Here is an 18,697-nt window from a genome sequence, read left to right on the forward strand (position 1 = left end):
GGTACTGGCTGTGAGATGACTCATTCGGCAAAGTGGCTTTTGTGACGGATTCGTAACTCAAAGCGAAGCCGACACTCACACCGCCGTCAAGCACTGCCACACCCTCAATCGAGCTTTGAAAACACGCTAGACGCCGCTTTCACAGAAATACGCTGATTCACCGCGTAAGCCCGCGCAGCAGCCAGACGCATCTCAGTGCGTGACCCACCGCGGAGCCAGACCTCCAAGACATCCCGCAATAAAAACGCCCCTGGATACATGAGCTGCTCAGTCATCAAAACAGGCCTCGCACGGAGCGCCTTCAAATGTGGTTCAAAAAACAAGCGACTTACACAGCATAAAACCAGCGCATCTGAAACCGGCGCATCCTCCGCAATCAAAGGCACCTTCCCTGGCACCTCCATCAGACCATTGTGCCCAATGAAGGCGGATAGCGTCGCCTTTTTCTCCTGAACACTGGCAAAAAACGCTCCAAGACACTCCTGAATGCACCTACCTCTCCATGCCTCGGCCACCAACAAGCAATCCCGCGTCACATGCCGGTAAGTTCGGCGTTCAAGAATCTCCGACGTTGGCTTCAATTCCGTTTTTTCGAGCCTCCACACCTTACTGCGACCAAAGACCGACTTCAGGCCATCCGTGCATCCCCAGTAAAGATTCGCGTCCGCATCATCTCCATTCCCTATTTTAGCGGGCACTTTGGCAATGCCCTGATGCTCATTATCGGCCAAAGCCACGAACACATGAACTCTGCGAGCCTCCTGCGCAGAAGCCCCTGGTAGGCCCCATCCGGCTCCCAGCCATACAGAAAGAACAATGAGGTGCTTGGCCCGAATAAAGTCCATGCCAAGACCCATAACCCACGATCAGAAAACATCCACCCGGAGATCACGCAGAGTGTGCAGGCCCACCTCTCGCTCCAAGCCACGCGCCGCCCGCGCTCCATCCTTCCGCCTCACCCCAAATCGTCGGCGATGTGCCTTAAATATCGCATTCACGAACTCTTTGCCCCCGATCACCGCTCCATCCGTGAAGTAGCGCATCCGGCACCTCAGCGCCTCTGCCACCGGCAGCCGTCCGCCGCTCTCCATCACCGCACGGCGCTCTGCCTCGCTGATCGCTCCCTTTTTAGTGCCATCCGCATTCACCCTCGATGTCACGCCCCAGTTAAACAACAATCGCCGATAATGCTCCAGACACCCATCCTCCGGCTTCAATCCCTCCAACTGCGCCCGCGTGGCCACCTCGATCCCTGCTCGTGCCATCTTCACCCCAGCCACCGCCTGCGCATACCCGCACCACCGGTAGTCCTTCGGGTCCGTCACGAGCTTCGCCCGCACGGGATTCAAATCCACATACGCCGCCACCATCGCCAGAGGTGCTCCGCTTCCCCTCCACTAGGGTGCTCTTATATCGCTCCTCCCATAAGGTGCCTTTGCGCTCATGCTTCTTATTGAACCACTGCGTGAAGCGCTGCTTCAGCGACTTCATAAAGAAACTGATATCCCACATCCGTGCAGTGAAGCTATCAATGATCTTCCGCGCCTCCTCATGCGCTCCGATCTGGTGAAAATGCGCCACCTCCGCCCGCACTGAATGGGCGACATTTCGGCCAAAAGCCGCCGCGACAATCCCCAGCACCTCCTCCTCAGTCGGCAGCACCTCCGGCCTGCGAGGAACCTCGACAAGAACATGGAAGTGATTCGAGAGCACACAAAAAGTCACCACGCGCACCTGGCAGAGCTTTTCATACATGCGCATGAAGCCCACGAACATCTCACGCTCGGTCTCCTGGAGACGGAAAGCGCGATCCACCACCCGGGAGACGCAGTGGTAGTAAGCGATGGGGTGGTATTTAGGAGCCTTAAGGCGGGCCTGACGCATGCGGCCGAGGGTGAAGCGGGTCCGATAGAGCGCAAGCATATTCTGATTAAAGGACTGACCTTTTATTATTCTCGTATCGCTCTCCCATTTCCAAATGCAGGATCAAAGGCCGTTGCGTTGGTAATTCGGCTGCGTCATAGGAGCGGATGGCTCGTGCAGGCAGGAAAAAGAACCGATTTCTCACACGTGCCGGGCAGTGGGTCGTGTACGCGCTGTTCCGGTGCGTGGAGGCTTTGCTGTCGCTGCTTCCGCTCGTGATCGTTTGGTATTTAGGCCGGTTTTGTGGAACTCTAGCTTATTTCGTGGGCGGGGGGTATCGGAGGCTTGCCCTGAATAATTTGCGCATCGCGTTCGGTGCCGAAAAAAGCGAATTAGAGCGCAGACAGATCGCCCGGGAGCATTTCAAAAGCTTATTCGCGAATTTCCTCTGCGGTCTGAAGATGCCACTCATGCGTGAGGCGGATCTCGCACGGCATGTGCGAACGGAGGGTGTCGAGCGGGTGCAGGCGGCGTATGATGACAATCGGCGGCCGATCCTGAATCTCGTGCTGCATGCGAGCTGTTGGGAAATCCTCACCCAGGTGCCCTCCGCCTATGTGCGCGGGCATCAAACTGGAGCGATTTATCAGCCTTTGCGCAATCCCTGGCTCAATGCCCTTGTCCTACGCAGGCGGCAGAAGTTGGGTTACACGCTGTTTGATCGGCAGGCCGGTTTTACGGGTCCGATGAAATTCATGCGCGAGGCGGGTCAGATCGGTGTGCTGGTGGATCAGCACGCGGGGGATAAAGGTCTGTGGTGCCCGTTTTTCGGTCGTTTAGCATCCACGACGCCCGTGGCCGCGCTCATGGCGATGCGCACAGGGGCCGTGATCATGCCGATGATGGTCTATGACGACGGCCCCGCACGCTGGCGACTGGTCGCTGCGCCTGCTGTGACCTCGACGGAGAGTGAGCCGACGGCTGAAGGCATCACGGCGGCGATGAATCTCGCGGTGGAGCAGCTCATACGGGAGCAGCCAGCATGCTGGTTCTGGGTACATGAGCGGTGGAAGACACCGAAGCCCGAGTTCCTCATCCATTTCTATAAACGCGGCATCACCTTGCCACCAGGGACCCGCATGGACCAGCTTCAGCCCTTTGAGCTGCTCATCCGCAGCCCGAATTGGCTGGGAGATGCCTGCATGGCCTTTCCGATGATCCGTGCGATTCATCGTGGTCGTCCAGATATTAGTATCACGGTGATTGGGCCGGACAAACTGGAGCAGCTCTGGCTCTCCATGCCTGAGGTATCGCGTTATATCGCCAAACCAGCGAAGGAAGGTGTTTTTGCCGTGGCGAGGCGGATTCGGGCCACGGGTATCCATTTTGACGCAGCGGTGCTTTGCACGAATTCGACCCGCAGCACGATGGAGATTTGGTTAGCAGACATTCCACGGCGTGTTGGTTTCCGTGGCTCTTTCCGATCGAAGATGCTCAATCAAATCGTGCCCGAGCCTGTATTGGCCCCAGGCGAGATCGAGCACCATGCGCGGCGCTACTTACGCTTGGCGAAGCACATCGGCGCGAACACGGACGATGTTGGCTTATGGGGGACTCCTTTGCCGGAGCAAAATTCGAACACCGCATTCCGCATCGGCATCTGCGCTGGAGCGGAGTATGGACCGGCGAAACGCTGGCCGCTGGAGCGCTTTGCGGCAGTCGCGAACCTCGTCTCTGCTCGGCATGCATCCGTCCATTGGCAGCTATTTGGGGCTCCAGGTGAAAAAGAAATGGGGCAGCAGCTCTCTGCGCTCATAACCGCTTCGCATGAAAACCTCGTCGGCCAGACCAGCCTGAGCGAGCTGATCGCTCGACTGCGCCAGTGCCATCTTTTGCTCACGAATGATACGGGCACGATGCATCTCGCGGCGGCGCTCGGAGTGCCTGTCGTGAGTATTTTTGGTTCGACCTGCCCCATCGCCACAGGGCCGCTCGGTGAACAGCATACCGTCCTGCGGAAAAAGCAGGCATGCAGTCCCTGCTTTGAGCGTGAGTGCCGATTTGGTCATTATGAGTGCATGACGCAAATCAGCGTCGAGGAGGTCTCCGCCGCGATTGAATCCCGATTGTCCAAGACCGCCGCATAGTCTGAATTTGCCCCATCCGAACAAAAAGAGATTCTGGGGTGAACCGCACACACTCTGAAGGAAGAAGGCCCACCTGTCGTAACAGCCTCACCATGCATCTCCGCTCACTCACTGCGTTTCTGTTGCTGCTCACTCCAGCATTTGCCCAGACCAAGCTCCAAAAGGCCGATGTCACGCTCGCACCGCCGAGGAATCTGAAAACGAAGCTCGCTCCTGGATACACGATTCCCATCGTGGACATCAGCGGGGAGACGCAGCGCCAAGTCATCGTGGATCGCGAGAAGGGGCAGTATCTCGGGCATCCGACGACGGTGCTGCTGGAGGACAATAAGACCATGCTCACCGTCTATCCGAAGGGTCACGGTCGTGGTGCCATCGTTTACAAGCGCAGCAACGACGCGGGCCTTACCTGGAGCGAGCGACTGCCGACGCCGAAGAACTGGGAGACCTCTCAGGAGGTGCCGACGATGCACCGCGTCGTCGATGCGAGCGGGAAAAAGCGCCTCATCATGTTCAGCGGCCTGTATCCGATCCGCATGGCGGTCAGCGAGGACGACGGAGCGAACTGGAGCGAGCTGAAAGCCATCGGCGACTTCGGTGGCATCGTCGCCATGGGCACGGTGATCGACTTGAAGACACCGGGACACTACTTGGCCTTCTTCCACGACGACGGACGCTTTATCCGCGGCACTCCGTCCAAAGCGTGGCGCTTCTGGGTCTATACCACGCTTTCCAAAGACGGCGGCCTCACCTGGAGCGCCCCCACGCCCATCGCCATGCTGCCGGATGCCAGTCTCTGCGAACCCGGCGTCCTGCGCTCGCCGGATGGCAAACAGATCGCCGTCCTGCTTCGCGAAAACAGCCGTAAGTACAATTCCTTCGTCATTTTCTCCAACGACGAAGGCCTCAGTTGGACAGAGGCAAAAGAACTGCCCGCCGCCCTCACTGGCGACCGCCACGTCGCGAAGTATGCGCCAGATGGCCGCCTCTTCATCAGCTTCCGCGATACCACACACGTCAGCGCCACCAAGGGCGACTGGGTCGGCTGGGTGGGCAAATATGACGACATCGTGAACGGCACCGAAGGCCAGTACCGCATCCGCATCATGGACAACACCAAAGGAGCCGACTGTACCTATCCTGGCGTCGAGTTGCTGCCCGATGGCACCTTTGTCACCACGACTTACGGTCACTGGACCGAGGGAGAGGAGGCGTATGTCGTCAGCGTACGGTTCAAGCTCAGTGAGCTGGATGCGAAGGTAAAGTAGCCCTGTTCCTGCGGAACAGGAAAACCCTTGTTGCGCAGCAACAAGGCTACTTTTCTCCAAGCCCAGAGGCCTTTGGTGCGTTGCACAGGGTGAAATGACTCCCCTGCCCCGGACCTTGCTGACCACGCTGCTCTGCGGCGTTCTCGGAGCTGTCGCTGGGAAGTGGAGCCAGCCCACTGCGGAGACATCCCCAGCTCGCACCACTGCCGTTCGGTCACCCGCTGCGATCTCCAAAGTAGCCCGCATCGCAAGCAAGCCTCCGCCTTTCACTAGCGTGACCGCATCCATGGAGTGGCTGCGATCGCAGATGGAAAAGGGCGACGCTACCGCAGCGCAGCGGCTTTTCTACAAAGACGCGGGCCTCAGCGAAGATCAGCGCTTGGGACTCGCGAAGGAGCTGGTGATAAATTTTCGCCGCCAGCATCCACGTGTACTTGCCAGCATCCTACTGGGCTTGCAGCGTGGCGAGGCGGCAGACAGACTCCTCTACCGATTCCTCTCCAACTGGTGCTCGTACGATGCCGAAGAGGCGCTGCAATTCATCGAGGCGCTGCCAAGTGATCGTTTGGGAGCCTACATGTTCCGAGACATTGGTTTTGGCCTTTCGAAGTTGCCTGCGGAGCGTTCCCTCGCCTTTGTGGCCAAGCTCGATGACGAGCGGCTGGCATCTCTCACCGAAGGTCTTGCGGCTAGTGCCGATCAAGTCGGCTCCTGGCGCAATACGTCAGCGATTTTGACCAAACTGAAGGCTACAACCTCAAAGGAAGCCATCTCGACCGAATGGGAACTCGGGTATAAACTCTCCGACATCGACCCACAGGCTTTCGAGAGCCTAATCGCTGCTCAAACCGATCCGCTCAAGCATGACGAGCTCCTCGGTGGCTTTGCACGAAGTGTCGGCATGAATGACCCACCACGCGGACTGGAACTGGATGCTCAAATTCAGAACCTAGCGATTCGAGAGGACAATCTCGACTACCACCTGGACGAGTGGCTGTGCAGTGACCGCGCAGCGGCTTTGAGCTGGTTGCGTAGCGATGAAGCGCGGCAACTCGTGCCCGCCGAGTTGCGTGGCCGAATGCTGAAAAGCTATGGATTGGAGGCTGCACGATGAAAATCATCCTCCAGGTGCTTTTGCACGCACTTTGCGCTGTCGCAGGTTTTTGGCTCGTGGGCACGCCTAAGCCTGAATTCGCTAATAAGGCTGACGCAGAGGCCAAAAAGCCCAAATCGAAGCACTCAAGTGATGCGCTGATTTCCCACTCGCCGCCGAAAGTCGCCTCAGAGGCCGGAGCCGCTCTGCTCACGCCGGAAAACTGGGCGGAGGCCATTCACCCCATCTCGCAAATGCGCCTAGATGAGCTGCCCGCTTTTATGCGCGGTCTTTTGCGCAATCCTTTCCCTGACGTGCGAACGCGGCTGATGCGCTACCTCTTTGAGCGCTGGGCTACGCTGGACCTAAATGGCGCACTCACGACACTGCGCAGCATTTCTTCGCCCGAACTCAAAGAGCGTGCGCTTTGGGCGGTGTTCGAGCTTTGGACCAAAACAGACACCGAGGCGGCATGGAAGTGGGTCAATGCCCTCGAAGACGACAGTGTGCTGCAAGAAGCAGGCATCAAGCACCTGCTGCACCTCAACACCGCCAAAGATCCGCTCGCCAGCGCTGCGTGGGCGGATCAAATCGAAGACCTTTTCCTGCGAGAGAAAGCCCTCATCCGAATCGGGGATAGCTGGATGAGCAACGATGCCAAAGGGGTCCTCACAGCCCTCACGAGCGTGGAGCCGAAGCGGCTGAGGGATTACTTGTTCTCCCGCGTTTGCTACCGCGACGGTATCGATCACGCCGCCGGGCTGGAAATCGTCTCCCAGCTACCGTCGCAGGCTGAGCGCAGCCTTTTGAACGAGGAATGGCTCACCGCTTTTGTGATGGACCACCCGCAGGAATCCTTTCAATGGCTCCGCGATCACTCCGACCGTGCCGAATTCCAAAAATCAGCCAGCGCCGTTGGTTCCTATCTCGGCACGACCATAAAGAGCTACGCCGAACTGCGTGCGATGGCCCTCCAACTCCCCTCCGGGCCTTTGCGCGATGCCTTCGCCGCAGGTGCAGCGGGTCAGTGGGCCTATAACGGCCACTTGATCACCGAGGCACAGGATTTGCTCTCGCTGTGTGGCCCCTGTATCGAGCGTGACAACGGGCAGGACTTCATCGACAGCGAACGCACGAAACCATGACCACCACACGCCGCCGAAGATCATTGTAGATCCGGGATCAACCTGCTATTGGGCGGCATGAAAGCTGCCATGCTTACTCTTATTCTGTTAAGTACATCCTTGCCCGCCTCGGCGCAATTCGCTGACGAATCCCAGGTATCCTTAACGCAATGGATCGATCACCTCGTGACACTCATCAGCAACAAGAACGTCGATGAGCTGGAAAGGCGCGGCCAGGAGTGGCGCGGAGAGAAAGGCGTCCAGCCACTCTGCCGTGATGGTCAGAGCCGACTCATGGCCTTTAACTTCGCGCAGCGGCGCTTTGAACCCAAACTGGGAGCATACGCCGTGCGCTTCAATCGGCTGCTGGCAGAATGGGCAGCGGCCTATCCTCAGTCCACGGTCTGGCGTGTGGTGCAGGCACATCATCTCGCGGCTACGGCGTGGTCCAATCACCCACCGGAAGAAATACTGGGCTTCTTCCAGGAGGCGGAGAGGCTACTGCTCGACGCTGAACGCCTAGGTGGGCGCACAGCTGACTGGTACACATCCGCTGTGACGCTTTCCCTCTCGGGACATGATTTGGAGGTTTGGGAGAAAACAAAGGCGGCAGGTTTTCAACGGCCAGCGTGGCTGAAAAATCCCATCGGGATCGCCGAGGAAGGCCTGAGGAGCTTTCCAGAGCATCAGATCACCTACTTCCGTATCGCCGGCAATGCGAGACGGCTGGGTTTTCCCGGAGGCACGGAAGCGTGGGCGCGGCATGTGTGCGATCTGTTGCCGCAAAAAGGACTCGAGCCATATGCGCGGGCCATTTGGTCGATGGAGCCGATTTATCGAGAGAAAATGTTCAAGAAGCCCGGCTACGGCGACTGGGTGACTTTTCGGCAGGGCTTCCAAGACCTGCTGGCAAAAGGGGCGAATACCAGTCGGAATCTGAATTCGCTCCTGCGGTTCGCACGAAAGGCGGAGGATAAGGCGACGGCACGGCACTTACTCGAAATCATCGCAGACAAGCCGGACCCGGAGGTCTTCGAGATCGAGTCACGCTTTTTGGAGATCAAAACATGGGCTACCACCGATGCACCACGGATCGAGCCGCTTTGGGCCAAAGCCGCCCGCAATCCGCAGAGCCTCGCCTGGAGCAGGGATGGCAAAACGCTCTACATCGGCAGCCAGGACCGCCAACTCGGTGCGCTGGACAGTACCACGGGCGAGGTGCGTGCCAGGTGGGACATGCAGCCTGAGTCACGCGAGATCAATGACATCGCCGTTTCGCCGGATGGGAAGCTCGTGGCCGCAGTCTCGGGAGAGGAGACACGTGACACCCCAGGCTGGTGCCGCGTGTGGGACTCTGAGAATGGAAAGGTGGTACAAACTTTCCACGCCAGCAAAGGACCGCTCAACGCACTGGCCTTCAGCATGGACGGCAATGAACTCGTGTTCGGCGGTGGGGCATATTCTGGCCCGTCAGAAGTCTGGCATTGGGTGCGCGGGGAAGAGCATGCCACACTGTTGGATTGGGCCGCAAACCATCATCATACGATCTACGCCATCGCCTGGGCACCGGATGCCTCCTCACTCGTTTTCAACTGCCAGAACTCCCGTGTCACCGTGGCGGAAAATGTGCGTGAACTGCGCCTTGTGAAACAAAAGGCCACGCCGGGCATCAGCAATGCCTCCGCATTGTGTTATTCGCCAGATGGACGCTTCATCGCCGCCGCTTTGCGACTGGGCTGGGAGGATCGCGACAAGGCGAACGGCTGTATCGCTCTCTTTCACACGGAGGACATGAGGCCACGTGAAGATGTCCTCCCGCCGCTCACTGGAGGATTAATGACACTGGATTACTCGCCCGACGGCAGTTGGATCGCCGCTGGCGGCTACGATGGCTATATTTATATCCTAGACTCGGCCACACTCGAGATAGCCACCTGGTGGAATACCAATCACGGCCTGCTTTACAAGCTCCGCTGGTCCCCGGATGGCAAGTCCATCGCTTCTGCGGCAGATGCCGGCAAGGTTGCCGTTTGGCCTATACGTTTTGAGAAAGTGCAGACAGGTAAAAACCCGCGATAAAATTTTTCACCGGCAAATGATCACCACCACACGCCGCCGCCTTCTTGCCGGACTTCCGGCGCTCGGATTGTTGTCAGCACGCGCTGAGGACTCCAAGCCGCTCGAAAACATCGTTTTTGGCTCCTGTCTCGACACGCATGAGCATCCGATGCTCGACCGCACGCTGACGCTGCCGCGTGATCTATTCATCTTCATGGGCGACAACGTGTATGCGGACAAAGGCGGCATCCCGATGATGCAGGAGAAGTATGCGCTGCTGAAAAACAGCCGGTTCTTCCTTGGGTTGAAGAACAAGCCCATCCTCGCCACTTGGGACGATCACGACTTTGGTCTGAATGATGGTGGCAGTGAGTATCCGCAGAAAAAGGAGGCGCAGGTGGAGGTTTGGAACTGTCTTGATTAACCGGCGGATTCACCGCGACGGAAACAGGAGGGCGTTTATCATGCGCAGAGCTTCGGGCCGCTTGGGAAGCGTGTGCAGGTCATTTTGCTGGATACGCGCTACTTCCGTAGTGCGCTCAAGAAGGTGGCGAAGGACAAAGCGATGCTTGGCGGCACTTCGGTGCCGACGGACGATGAATCGACCACCATTCTCGGTGCGGCGCAGTGGGCTTGGCTGGCGAAGGTGCTCCAGGAGCCTGCGGAGCTGCGAATCGTGGTGTCGAGCATCCAATTCGCTCCAGAAGCACACGGTGGTGAATGTTGGGCGAATTTTCCGCATGAGCAGCGCAGGCTGCGTTCACTCCTGAAAGGCCAAAAGGCCGTCGTTTTGAGCGGTGATCGGCATTGGTGCGAGTTTTCGAAGAACGGTGTGCATGACTTCACCTCCAGCTCGATGACGCAAAAGCACCCACGCGGCACTCCGACGGCCAACAAGCATCGCACGGTGCCGAAAACCTACCATTTGCCGAATGTGGGGCTTTTGAGCATCGACTGGGTAGCGCGGTCTGTGCGGGCGCAAATCATCGCGGAAGATGGTAGCGTGAAAATCGAGCACAGCGTGGGCATGGATGCCTTGGTGTGCGAGTGAGGCCAAGTGTGGCTCAATCACGCATCCACCGATTTCGCAGATTTCACAGATTGGTGCTCAGTTGAGTTTTCGACGAAGTGGTCATCACTGGGCTGTGAATCAGCAGCCCAGGAAGTCTTCGACGAAGTGCTCGACGATGGTTTTGAGCGGTGGGGGCGGTGGTGCACCGATGGAGAGGGCACGGGTGCCGTCCACTTGCTGGGGCCAGTTGTCCACGATGCCTTGGATGCGGGCATCAAAGGCATCCACGATGGGGCCGAGGGTGATGCCGCGCTCGGCGGCGATTTCGGTGATGACTTGCTCTGCGATCTGGGGTGTGACGCGATGCGCGGGCAGCACGTAGGCGCGGTCGGTGCTGAGGCGGGCCTCACTGACCTCGGCGAGGGCGATGAAGCTGTCGATGACGGTGCGGTAACCGGTCATGGGATGCGGCTGATCCCGGCGGATGGGGAGCATGCAGGGCTGGCCATTGAGGGGCTCGCGGAACATGCCGCTGGCCCAACTGGAAGCGGCGGCGTTTGGCTTGCCGGGGCGGATGATGACGGTGGGCAGGCGCACGCTGCGGCCGTCAAAGTGGCCTTTGCGGGTGTGATCGTTGATGAGCATCTCGCAGATGGCCTTGGTGATGCCGTAGGTGGTCTGGGGGAGCTGCTTGGTGCTGTCTGACATCATCTGGCTCATGTCGATGCCGCCGTAGCAGGCGACGCTGCTGGCGAAAATGACACGCGGCCTGCCTGTGGCGGCGCGGGCGGCTTCGAAGACGTTTCTGCCGCCATCGAGGTTCACTCGCAGGGCGTCGTCATAGCGCAGCTCGCACTCGCCGCTGACCATGGAGGCGAGGTGGAAGATGACGTCTGCATCACTGCCGATGGTTGCAAAGACGGTATCGCGGTCGCTGATGTCGCCGGTGATCTGTTGGACGCGTGGATCAGGGATCTCGCGATGGAAGGCGGCATCGAGTAAGCGGAGCTGGGTGATGGGCTGGCCGCAAAGCGTGCCTTGCTGGAGGATTTTTTGTGCTAGCTGATGTCCGAGGAAGCCGCCGCCGCCGGTGAGGATGATTTTCATGATGGGTGGGCCGCTCATAGCAGCGGTGGCGACAAGCTCAACTGACGAGTCCGCGTGCGGTAGTGACAAAAATGATCCTCCAGGGGCTCTGGATGGCTGGATTTTGTCCGTGGGCGGTTTTCATGCGGGTTTGTGCCTGACGCTGAAATGTGGGCGTGACATGCTGTGGGTGCTTATGCGCTTGTTTTTGCCTTTTTTAATGTCCTCAGCCGCTTTGGCGGCGGAATCGCTGCCGGACACGATCGTGACGGCATCACGCACGGATGAAAAACCGGTCCAGGCACCTGCCATCGTGAAAAAGCTCGATCAGCGGCAGATCGCGGAGCGGCTGCCACGTACGCTGCCGGAGGCGATGCGGGAGCTGCCGGGCGTGAGCATCCAAAAGACGTCGAATGGCCAGGGATCGCCGTTTATCCGTGGTTTCACGGGTTTTCGCACGCTGATGCTGGTGGACGGCATTCGCTTTAATAACAGCACGTTCCGTGATGGTCCGAATCAATATTGGTCGCTGATCGATCCGCTGAGTGTGGAGCGGCTGGAAGTGGTGCCGTCGCAGGGCTCGGTGCTATATGGCAGTGACGCCATCGGCGGGACGGTGAATGCGCTGACGAAGGACAGCGGCTTCCTCTCGGAGGCTGAGGGCAGCTTTTTCACGCATGGGCTGTCTTCGTATCGCTGGAGCAGTGCAGAGCATAGCCATGTGGAGCATCTGGAGGCGAGTGTAGGCCGTGGTCAGAAATGGGGCCTACGTGTCGGGGGCACGCTGAGCCATTTCGGCGATGTGGTGGATGGCAGCGGGCTGCGGCAGCCGCGCACAGGTTATGGGCAGTGGGCGTTCGATGTGCGCTTTGATTACCAGCTCGATGAGCATTGGCTGCTGACGGCGGTGCACCAGCAGAGTGCGCAAAATGATGTGTGGCGCACGCATGCGACGAATCAGGGTGTGTCGTTCGCGGGAACGACGATTGGCACGGATCGGGTGCGGCTTTTTGACCAGGCGCGGAGTCTTTCGTATGTGCGGCTGGCTGGGAAGAATCTGGGCGGAGTGATCGACGCAGCAAGCCTGACGCTATCACTGCAAACGCAGGCGGAGCAGCAGTTCCGCGTGACGGGTGGTGGCGTGCGCAGCTTCAATGATGTGGATCTGATGACGCTGGGGGCGGATTTGCAGTTCGAGAGTGAGACGGCGCGGGGCAAGCTGGTGTATGGCGTGGATTTTTATCACGACTGGATCGAGAGCGATGCGACGGACAATCCGTGGCAGGGGGCGGTGGCGGATGATACCAGCTACGATCTGCTGGGGATCTATGCGCAGAATCACATGGACTTCGGTGAGCGTGTGCATGTGATGCTGGGAGGTCGCTGGACGTATGCCCGGGCGGAGGCGGGGCGCTTCCGTGATGCGGCGACGGGTGCACTGAAATCGTACTCGGATGCGTGGTCGAACTTCAGCGGCAGCGTGCGTTTTCTTATCGACCTAGATGATCAAGACCGCTGGCAGGTGTATGGCGGCGTGGCGCAGAGTTTTCGTGCGCCGAATTTGTCAGATCTCTCTCGCTCTGACATCGCACTGACGGGGCAGGTGGAGGTGCCATCACCTGGTTTGTCACCAGAAAAGTATCTCACGTATGAACTGGGTATCAAAGCGCAGACGGAGAGCGTGAGTGCGAGCCTGGGACTGTTTCACACCCAGATTGATGACATGATCGTGCGACGCCCGACGGGGGTGCTCAATCAAGTGTCGAAATCGAATGGCGATAGCGGCTTCATGCACGGCATCGAGGCGAGTGTGCGCTGGCAGATCGATCCGCACTGGAGTGTCTTTGGCCATGTGGCGTGGGTGGAGGGTGAGGCGGATCAATACATCGGCCTGACGACGGCACAGAGGCGTGAGCCGCTGGGGAAAATCTCGCCACTGACGGGCATGGCAGGTGTGCGCTGGCAGAGGACGGACCGAAAGGTGTGGGCGGAGCTGGTAGCACTGGCCTACGGCGAGGCAGCGCGGATGAATGTGTCTGATCAGCAGGATACCAGCCGCATCCCAGCGAATGGGACGCCTTCCTTTTGTGTGCTGACGCTGCGCGGCGGCTGGGATGTGAATGAGCATCTGACCCTGACGGCAGGAGTCGATAACATGCTGAACAAGACGTATCGCTACCATGGCAGTGGCAGCAATGAGCCGGGTCTGGGGGTGAACCTGGGAGCGACGGTGAAATTTTAAGAAGCCCGAATGCCCGAGTGAGGGCCTGCCTTGCGCGATGAAGAGGGCGCGGCATGATGGCGGCCTCTCATGACCGCTGACACCAGACACCCGCCCGGACTCCGCACGCTGTTTTTCACTGAAATGTGGGAGCGATGGAGCTTCTACGGGATGCGTGCGCTGCTGGTGCCTTTCATGATCGCGGCGGGATCTGGGCTGGGCTTTGAGGCGAAGGAAGCGGCGGCGATTTATGGGCTCTATCTGGCGATCGTGTATGCTAGTGCGCTGCCGGGGGGCTGGATCGGTGACCGACTGCTAGGCGCGAAGCGTGCGGTGTGGTGGGGCGGTGTGATCATCTCGCTGGGACATCTGATGCTGGGCTTTCACGGGCGCACGATCTTCCTGGCAGGTCTGTTGGTCATCGCGATAGCCTCTGGGCTACTGAAGTCGAATATGAGTGCGCTGGTGGGCCAGCTCTATCCAGAAGGCGGGCAGAGGCGGGATGCGGGATTCACGATTTTTTACTTTGGGATCAATGTGGGGGCGTTTTTTGCGCCGCTGGTCAGTGGGTGGCTGCGTGATTCAGCCTCCTGGGGATGGAAGTGGGCCTTTGCCTCGGCGACGGCGGGGATGTTCCTGGGGCTGATCCAGTTCCAGCTCTCCCACAAGCGGCTGGAGGGTGTGGGCGAGCGGATCGTGCATGCTGGGCAGAATGTGCGGCGTGACTGGATGATTTTCAGCTTTGCGCTGGTGCTGGTGGCTGCTTTTGCGGTGCTGTGTGCGGTGGGGGCGATCACGCTGGATGCAGTGTGGCTCGCGCATGCCATCTCGGTCGCGATTCTGGTCGCTGCGGGGCTCTATTACGCGTGGCTGCTGTTTTTTGCGGGGCTGGATGGGGATGAGCGGGCGCGGATCTGGCTGACGCTGGTGTTCTTTTTCACGAGTGCGCTGTTCTTCGCGGGTTTTGAGCAATCGGGCTCGTCTTTTAATGTGTTCGCGGATCAGCACACAAATCGGGCGATGTTTGGCAGCGTGGTGCCAGCGGAGTGGTTTCAGGCGATCAATCCGCTCTTTGTGATGATGTTTGCACCGGTGCTGGCGTGGCTATGGCAGGCGCTGGATCGGCGTGGATTCGGCCTGTCACTGACGGGGAAGATGGGCTGGGCGATGCTGCTGCTGGCGGCGGGCTTTCTGATGGCGGTGTGGATGGCGCGGCACTCGCTGAGCGTGGGCAAAGTATCGCCACTGTGGCTCGTGGGTGTGTACTTTCTGCTGACGATGGGTGAGCTCTGCCTGAGCCCGGTGGGACTGAGTGCTTTTACAAAGCTCTCGCCTGCACGCTACACGGCGCAGATGATGGGTATCTGGTTCCTGGGCACGAGTCTGGGTGATGTGCTCAGTGGACTGATCGCTGGCCATGTGTCTGGTGATGCGATGCAGGACATGCCCGCCATTTTCATGAAGGTGGTGTGGATCTCTGCGATCACCGGCGGTGTGCTGCTCCTTTTTGCCAAGCCGATCCAAAAACTGGCTCGCGGTGTGGAATAGGCGCTTCGCAAATCGCCAAACTGCCGATGAAAGTCCGCCAAAAGAACGAAACGCTGCCTGCGGAGCGAGATGCCGCGCTGCTGGCGGTGCTACGCCTGCGCTTTGAGCAAAACCGCACGCGACACCCTGGGATCGAGTGGAGCAAGGTGCAGGCAAAGCTGACCTCGCAGCCTGAGAAACTGGCTTCACTCCATGAAATGGAGCAAACGGGCGGTGAGCCGGATGTGGTGGGAGTGGAGCAAAAATCTGGCGAATACCTCTTCGTGGATTGCAGCACAGAGACACCGAAAGAACGCCGCAGCGTGTACTATGACCGTGAAGGGCTGGAATCACGCAAAGAGCACCGCCCAGCGAACACGGCGCAGGACATGGCCGCGGCGATGGGGATCGAGCTTTTGACCGAGGCGCAGTATGTGGAGTTGCAGAGGCTCGGAGCCTTTGACGCGAAGACCTCGAGCTGGCTAGAGACGCCTCCTGGCATCCGAAAACTCGGTGGGGCACTCTACGCCGAGCGGCGCTATGACCGTGTATTCATCGGCCACAATGGAGCGCAGTCGTACTACGGCGTACGGGGCTTTCGTGGGGTGCTGCGGGTGTAGCCTGATCTATCATTTGCAGAAGCCGGTTCTCCCCGCTCTCTTGAGCACTGAAATGCTGTCCCCTAAATTCCTTTTTGGCTTCATCCCACTGCTTTTGGCCTCCTGCATCCAGGGGCCGGATTTTTCACTACCAGACGTGGTTTTGCCCCGGAAATGGAAAAGCGGCAAAACGACGAGTGTGGCCGATTTACCCCTGCCAGGCGAGTGGTGGCGCATGTACGGCTCCAGCGAGCTGAATCGGCTCGTCGAGCAAGCGCAGAACAGCAATCAGGAGCTACGAGGTGCCCTAGCACGCGTGGAGACGGCACGTGCCCTCATCGGCGTGCAGAAGGCGGAGATGTTTCCGACGCTGGGGATGAAGAGTGGCGTGAGTTATGAGTATCTCTCACAGAGCTCATTCGCGGCGAATCTGCCCAGCGGCATCCCGCTACCGAAGCTGGATCGCTGGCGCTATCAGAATGTCTTCGAGTTCGGCTGGGAGGCGGATCTGTGGGGTCGAGTGCGCAGGGGCATAGAAGCAGCGCAGGCCAATGAGGCTGCCACAGCAGAGCTCGTGGCGGCACAGCGGCTGAGCCTCGCAGCGGAGGTGGCGCGGCTGTATTTCCTCACTCACTCGATGGATAAACAAGTGCAGGTGGTGAACGAGACGATCAAATGGCGTCAAGAAGCCGTGAAACTGCAAGAGTCCCGCTTTCAAGGTGGCCTAGCGAATGAGATGGATGTCTCCCGTGCAAAAACAGAGCTGGAGCTGGCGCGGAATGATCTCGCCGCCATCGAGCGCCAACGCGGCAATGCGGAGAATGCATTGGCTGTGCTCTGCGGGCAGCTCCCCAGTTCCTTCCGACTGGCGAAGAACGCCGCACTGCCGTCTGTGCCACGGATGCCAGGTGGGCTACCCTCCACCCTGCTCCAGCGCCGCCCAGACATCCGTGCGGCGGAGTACTCCATGCGCGAGGCAAACGCGAAGATCGGCGTGGCTCAGGCCTCGTTTTATCCGACCTTCAAAATCGGTGGCACCACGGGCCTAGAGAGCATCGGGGCGGCACATTTCATCGATGCACGGAGCAAGACGCTCTCCATCGGCCCGAGCGTGACGCTACCGATCTTCCAAGGCGGCAAACTGCGAGCGAATCTAGCCGCGAGCAAAGCACGCTACGAAGAAACTCTCGCCGCATATCGCCAGAGCATCCTGAAGGCGATCCAAGAAGTGGAAGACAGCATTCTGGATGCAAAAGGCTACTCGCAGCAGGCATCCGCTCTGCAAAGTGCCATCGCCTCAGCGCAGGAGACGCTGCGCCTAGCGGAGTTGCGGTATCAAAAGGGCCTCGCGAGTTATTTTGAGGTCGTGGATGCAAACCGCACCGTAATGAGCGCAAAGCTGCTCGCGGCACAGATCGACGGACAGCGTCTGGTGGCCAGTGTGGCCTTGCAGAAGGCACTCGGCGGCGGTTGGAGATAAAAAAACGGCGTTCTTATATGATTACCGTAATGAATGTCAGGTGAGTGTAAGCAAGACGGGCGTTTTGTGAGGATTGTCGCGAAGGGCTTACCACCTTCTAACAGTCTATAAATTGTCGGTTTGGCAGAGGTGCTGAAGACTAGGAGCGAGTCGCATCCATGTGATTCCTCCCGATCACGCTACCAAAAACAAACTATGAAAACACAACTCAAACTCCTCGGCCTCATCGGCGCAATCGCCGCGATGACCAGTAGTGCTAATGCCGCCTTTCAGGTGGATTGGCCTGGCTGCAATTGCCCTCCAGGCACCGTCAAAACCCTCCTCGCTGGCTACGACTTCGATAATATCCCTGCTGGGATGTATGGTAGCGTGCCTCCGAGCTATCAGAGCCCCCTGATTGCTGCTGGAGACATCTCAGGCCCTGGCACCATCAAGGTCGGCACTCCAGCCGGCAGCACGAGTGGCCAGTGGGGCTGCTTCGGCGGCTTTGACCCCAGCGGTGCTGTGGGTAGCATCGGCTTCAAGATCGAATACACCGCTCAGGAAATGGCGTGCTTCTGCGGATTGACCTTTGATGTGTTCAGCGAAGGCTCTGGTGAATTCGAACATGGCCCTACCAGCCTAGCCGTGAAAATCTGGGCAAATGGCCAGGCAGTCTGGCTCTCTGAGTCGATCACCCTCACACCTGGTTTCAACAATTTTGTGCATTGGGACATCGACAATCCAGATGGCAATAACCTCAATGGCGACGGTTTCGACCTCGCGGGCAACTTCGACTGGCTGAAGCTCTCTGCTGGCGACACCCTCGCCTTCGAAATCCTCGGCTCTGGTGCCAACTCGAAGCTGGTAGGCCTCGACCTCGACAATGTGCAGGTGATCGGCTGTGCTCCAGTGCCTGAGCCTTCGGGTGCGGTGCTGCTGGGCTCCGTGGGCGTGCTCTGCATCCTGCGCCGCCGCCGGTTGCGCTAAGTAAACTTACATTCGCTCAAATCAAACCACAGCGCGGACGGGAAACCGTCCGCGCTGTTTTTTTGGATGCAGACGCAGCTCACAACGACCGATAATCTCCACGTCATATTCCTCTATCGATGATTGGATGGCAGCAGGTATCCCAGCATCGCATTTCTCACCGTATGCCGTGAAAAAAGTGTTCAGTCCTCAGTGCTCAGTGGGAAGCATTACGAGGCAAAAATCCAACTGAGCACTGAGCACTTTGACC

Annotated in this window: 15 protein-coding genes; 12 read left to right on the forward strand and 3 right to left on the reverse strand. The window is 58.8% G+C overall.

Annotated features, from left to right (window positions below; translation table 11 throughout):
• Window positions 1-866: 866 nt before the first annotated feature.
• Window positions 867-1,175 (reverse strand): hypothetical protein, encoded by a 309-nt coding sequence (locus tag IPK32_24930; protein MBK8095124.1) that lies wholly within the window; start codon window positions 1,173-1,175, stop codon window positions 867-869.
• Window positions 1,168-1,923 (reverse strand): transposase, encoded by a 756-nt coding sequence (locus IPK32_24935; GenBank protein ID MBK8095125.1) that lies wholly within the window; start codon window positions 1,921-1,923, stop codon window positions 1,168-1,170. Before IPK32_24935 ends, IPK32_24930 begins: the two co-directional genes overlap by 8 nt.
• A 164-nt stretch (window positions 1,924-2,087) precedes the next feature.
• Here IPK32_24935 and waaF point away from each other — a divergent pair, with 164 nt between their 5' ends.
• From waaF to IPK32_24970, 7 genes are all read left to right on the forward strand, one after another.
• Window positions 2,088-4,010: a lipopolysaccharide heptosyltransferase II gene (waaF, locus tag IPK32_24940; protein MBK8095126.1), complete on the forward strand. Its 1,923-nt coding sequence runs from the start codon at window positions 2,088-2,090 to the stop codon at window positions 4,008-4,010.
• A gap of 92 nt (window positions 4,011-4,102) precedes the next feature.
• Window positions 4,103-5,278: an exo-alpha-sialidase gene (locus tag IPK32_24945; GenBank protein MBK8095127.1), complete on the forward strand. Its 1,176-nt coding sequence runs from the start codon at window positions 4,103-4,105 to the stop codon at window positions 5,276-5,278.
• Window positions 5,279-5,372: 94 nt separating this feature from the next.
• Window positions 5,373-6,392: a hypothetical protein gene (locus IPK32_24950; protein MBK8095128.1), complete on the forward strand. Its 1,020-nt coding sequence runs from the start codon at window positions 5,373-5,375 to the stop codon at window positions 6,390-6,392.
• On the forward strand, window positions 6,389-7,516 hold the full coding sequence (locus tag IPK32_24955; GenBank protein ID MBK8095129.1) for a hypothetical protein: 1,128 nt from the start codon (window positions 6,389-6,391) through the stop codon (window positions 7,514-7,516). The genes IPK32_24950 and IPK32_24955 overlap by 4 nt, the downstream gene beginning before the upstream one ends.
• A gap of 165 nt (window positions 7,517-7,681) precedes the next feature.
• Window positions 7,682-9,574, forward strand: a complete 1,893-nt coding sequence (locus IPK32_24960) for an SMP-30/gluconolactonase/LRE family protein (GenBank protein ID MBK8095130.1) — start codon at window positions 7,682-7,684, stop codon at window positions 9,572-9,574.
• A gap of 16 nt (window positions 9,575-9,590) precedes the next feature.
• Window positions 9,591-9,977: a hypothetical protein gene (locus tag IPK32_24965; protein ID MBK8095131.1), complete on the forward strand. Its 387-nt coding sequence runs from the start codon at window positions 9,591-9,593 to the stop codon at window positions 9,975-9,977.
• Window positions 9,978-10,049: 72 nt separating this feature from the next.
• Window positions 10,050-10,604 carry an alkaline phosphatase D family protein gene (locus tag IPK32_24970; protein ID MBK8095132.1) on the forward strand — a complete coding sequence of 185 codons (555 nt, stop codon included), beginning with the start codon at window positions 10,050-10,052 and terminating at the stop codon, window positions 10,602-10,604.
• Window positions 10,605-10,703: 99 nt separating this feature from the next.
• Here the strand turns inward: IPK32_24970 and IPK32_24975 are convergent, their stop codons facing one another.
• Window positions 10,704-11,672, reverse strand: coding sequence for an NAD-dependent epimerase/dehydratase family protein (locus tag IPK32_24975; protein MBK8095133.1), 969 nt, complete (start codon window positions 11,670-11,672; stop codon window positions 10,704-10,706).
• A gap of 199 nt (window positions 11,673-11,871) precedes the next feature.
• On the opposite strand from IPK32_24975, the gene IPK32_24980 reads away from it, so the two are divergent.
• From IPK32_24980 to IPK32_25000, 5 genes are all read left to right on the forward strand, one after another.
• Window positions 11,872-13,893, forward strand: a complete 2,022-nt coding sequence (locus IPK32_24980; GenBank protein ID MBK8095134.1) for a TonB-dependent receptor — start codon at window positions 11,872-11,874, stop codon at window positions 13,891-13,893.
• Between the two features lie 69 nt (window positions 13,894-13,962).
• Complete coding sequence (locus tag IPK32_24985) at window positions 13,963-15,420, forward strand: peptide MFS transporter (protein ID MBK8095135.1); 1,458 nt, start codon at window positions 13,963-13,965, stop codon at window positions 15,418-15,420.
• Window positions 15,421-15,446: 26 nt separating this feature from the next.
• Window positions 15,447-16,019, forward strand: a complete 573-nt coding sequence (locus IPK32_24990; GenBank protein MBK8095136.1) for a DUF4256 domain-containing protein — start codon at window positions 15,447-15,449, stop codon at window positions 16,017-16,019.
• Window positions 16,020-16,071: 52 nt separating this feature from the next.
• Complete coding sequence (locus IPK32_24995) at window positions 16,072-17,478, forward strand: efflux transporter outer membrane subunit (protein MBK8095137.1); 1,407 nt, start codon at window positions 16,072-16,074, stop codon at window positions 17,476-17,478.
• A 195-nt stretch (window positions 17,479-17,673) separates the two neighbouring features.
• Window positions 17,674-18,447 (forward strand): PEP-CTERM sorting domain-containing protein, encoded by a 774-nt coding sequence (locus IPK32_25000; GenBank protein ID MBK8095138.1) that lies wholly within the window; start codon window positions 17,674-17,676, stop codon window positions 18,445-18,447.
• Window positions 18,448-18,697: the final 250 nt, after the last annotated feature.

Source organism: Verrucomicrobiaceae bacterium (genome assembly GCA_016713035.1).
Classification (GTDB): domain Bacteria; phylum Verrucomicrobiota; class Verrucomicrobiia; order Verrucomicrobiales; family Verrucomicrobiaceae; genus Prosthecobacter.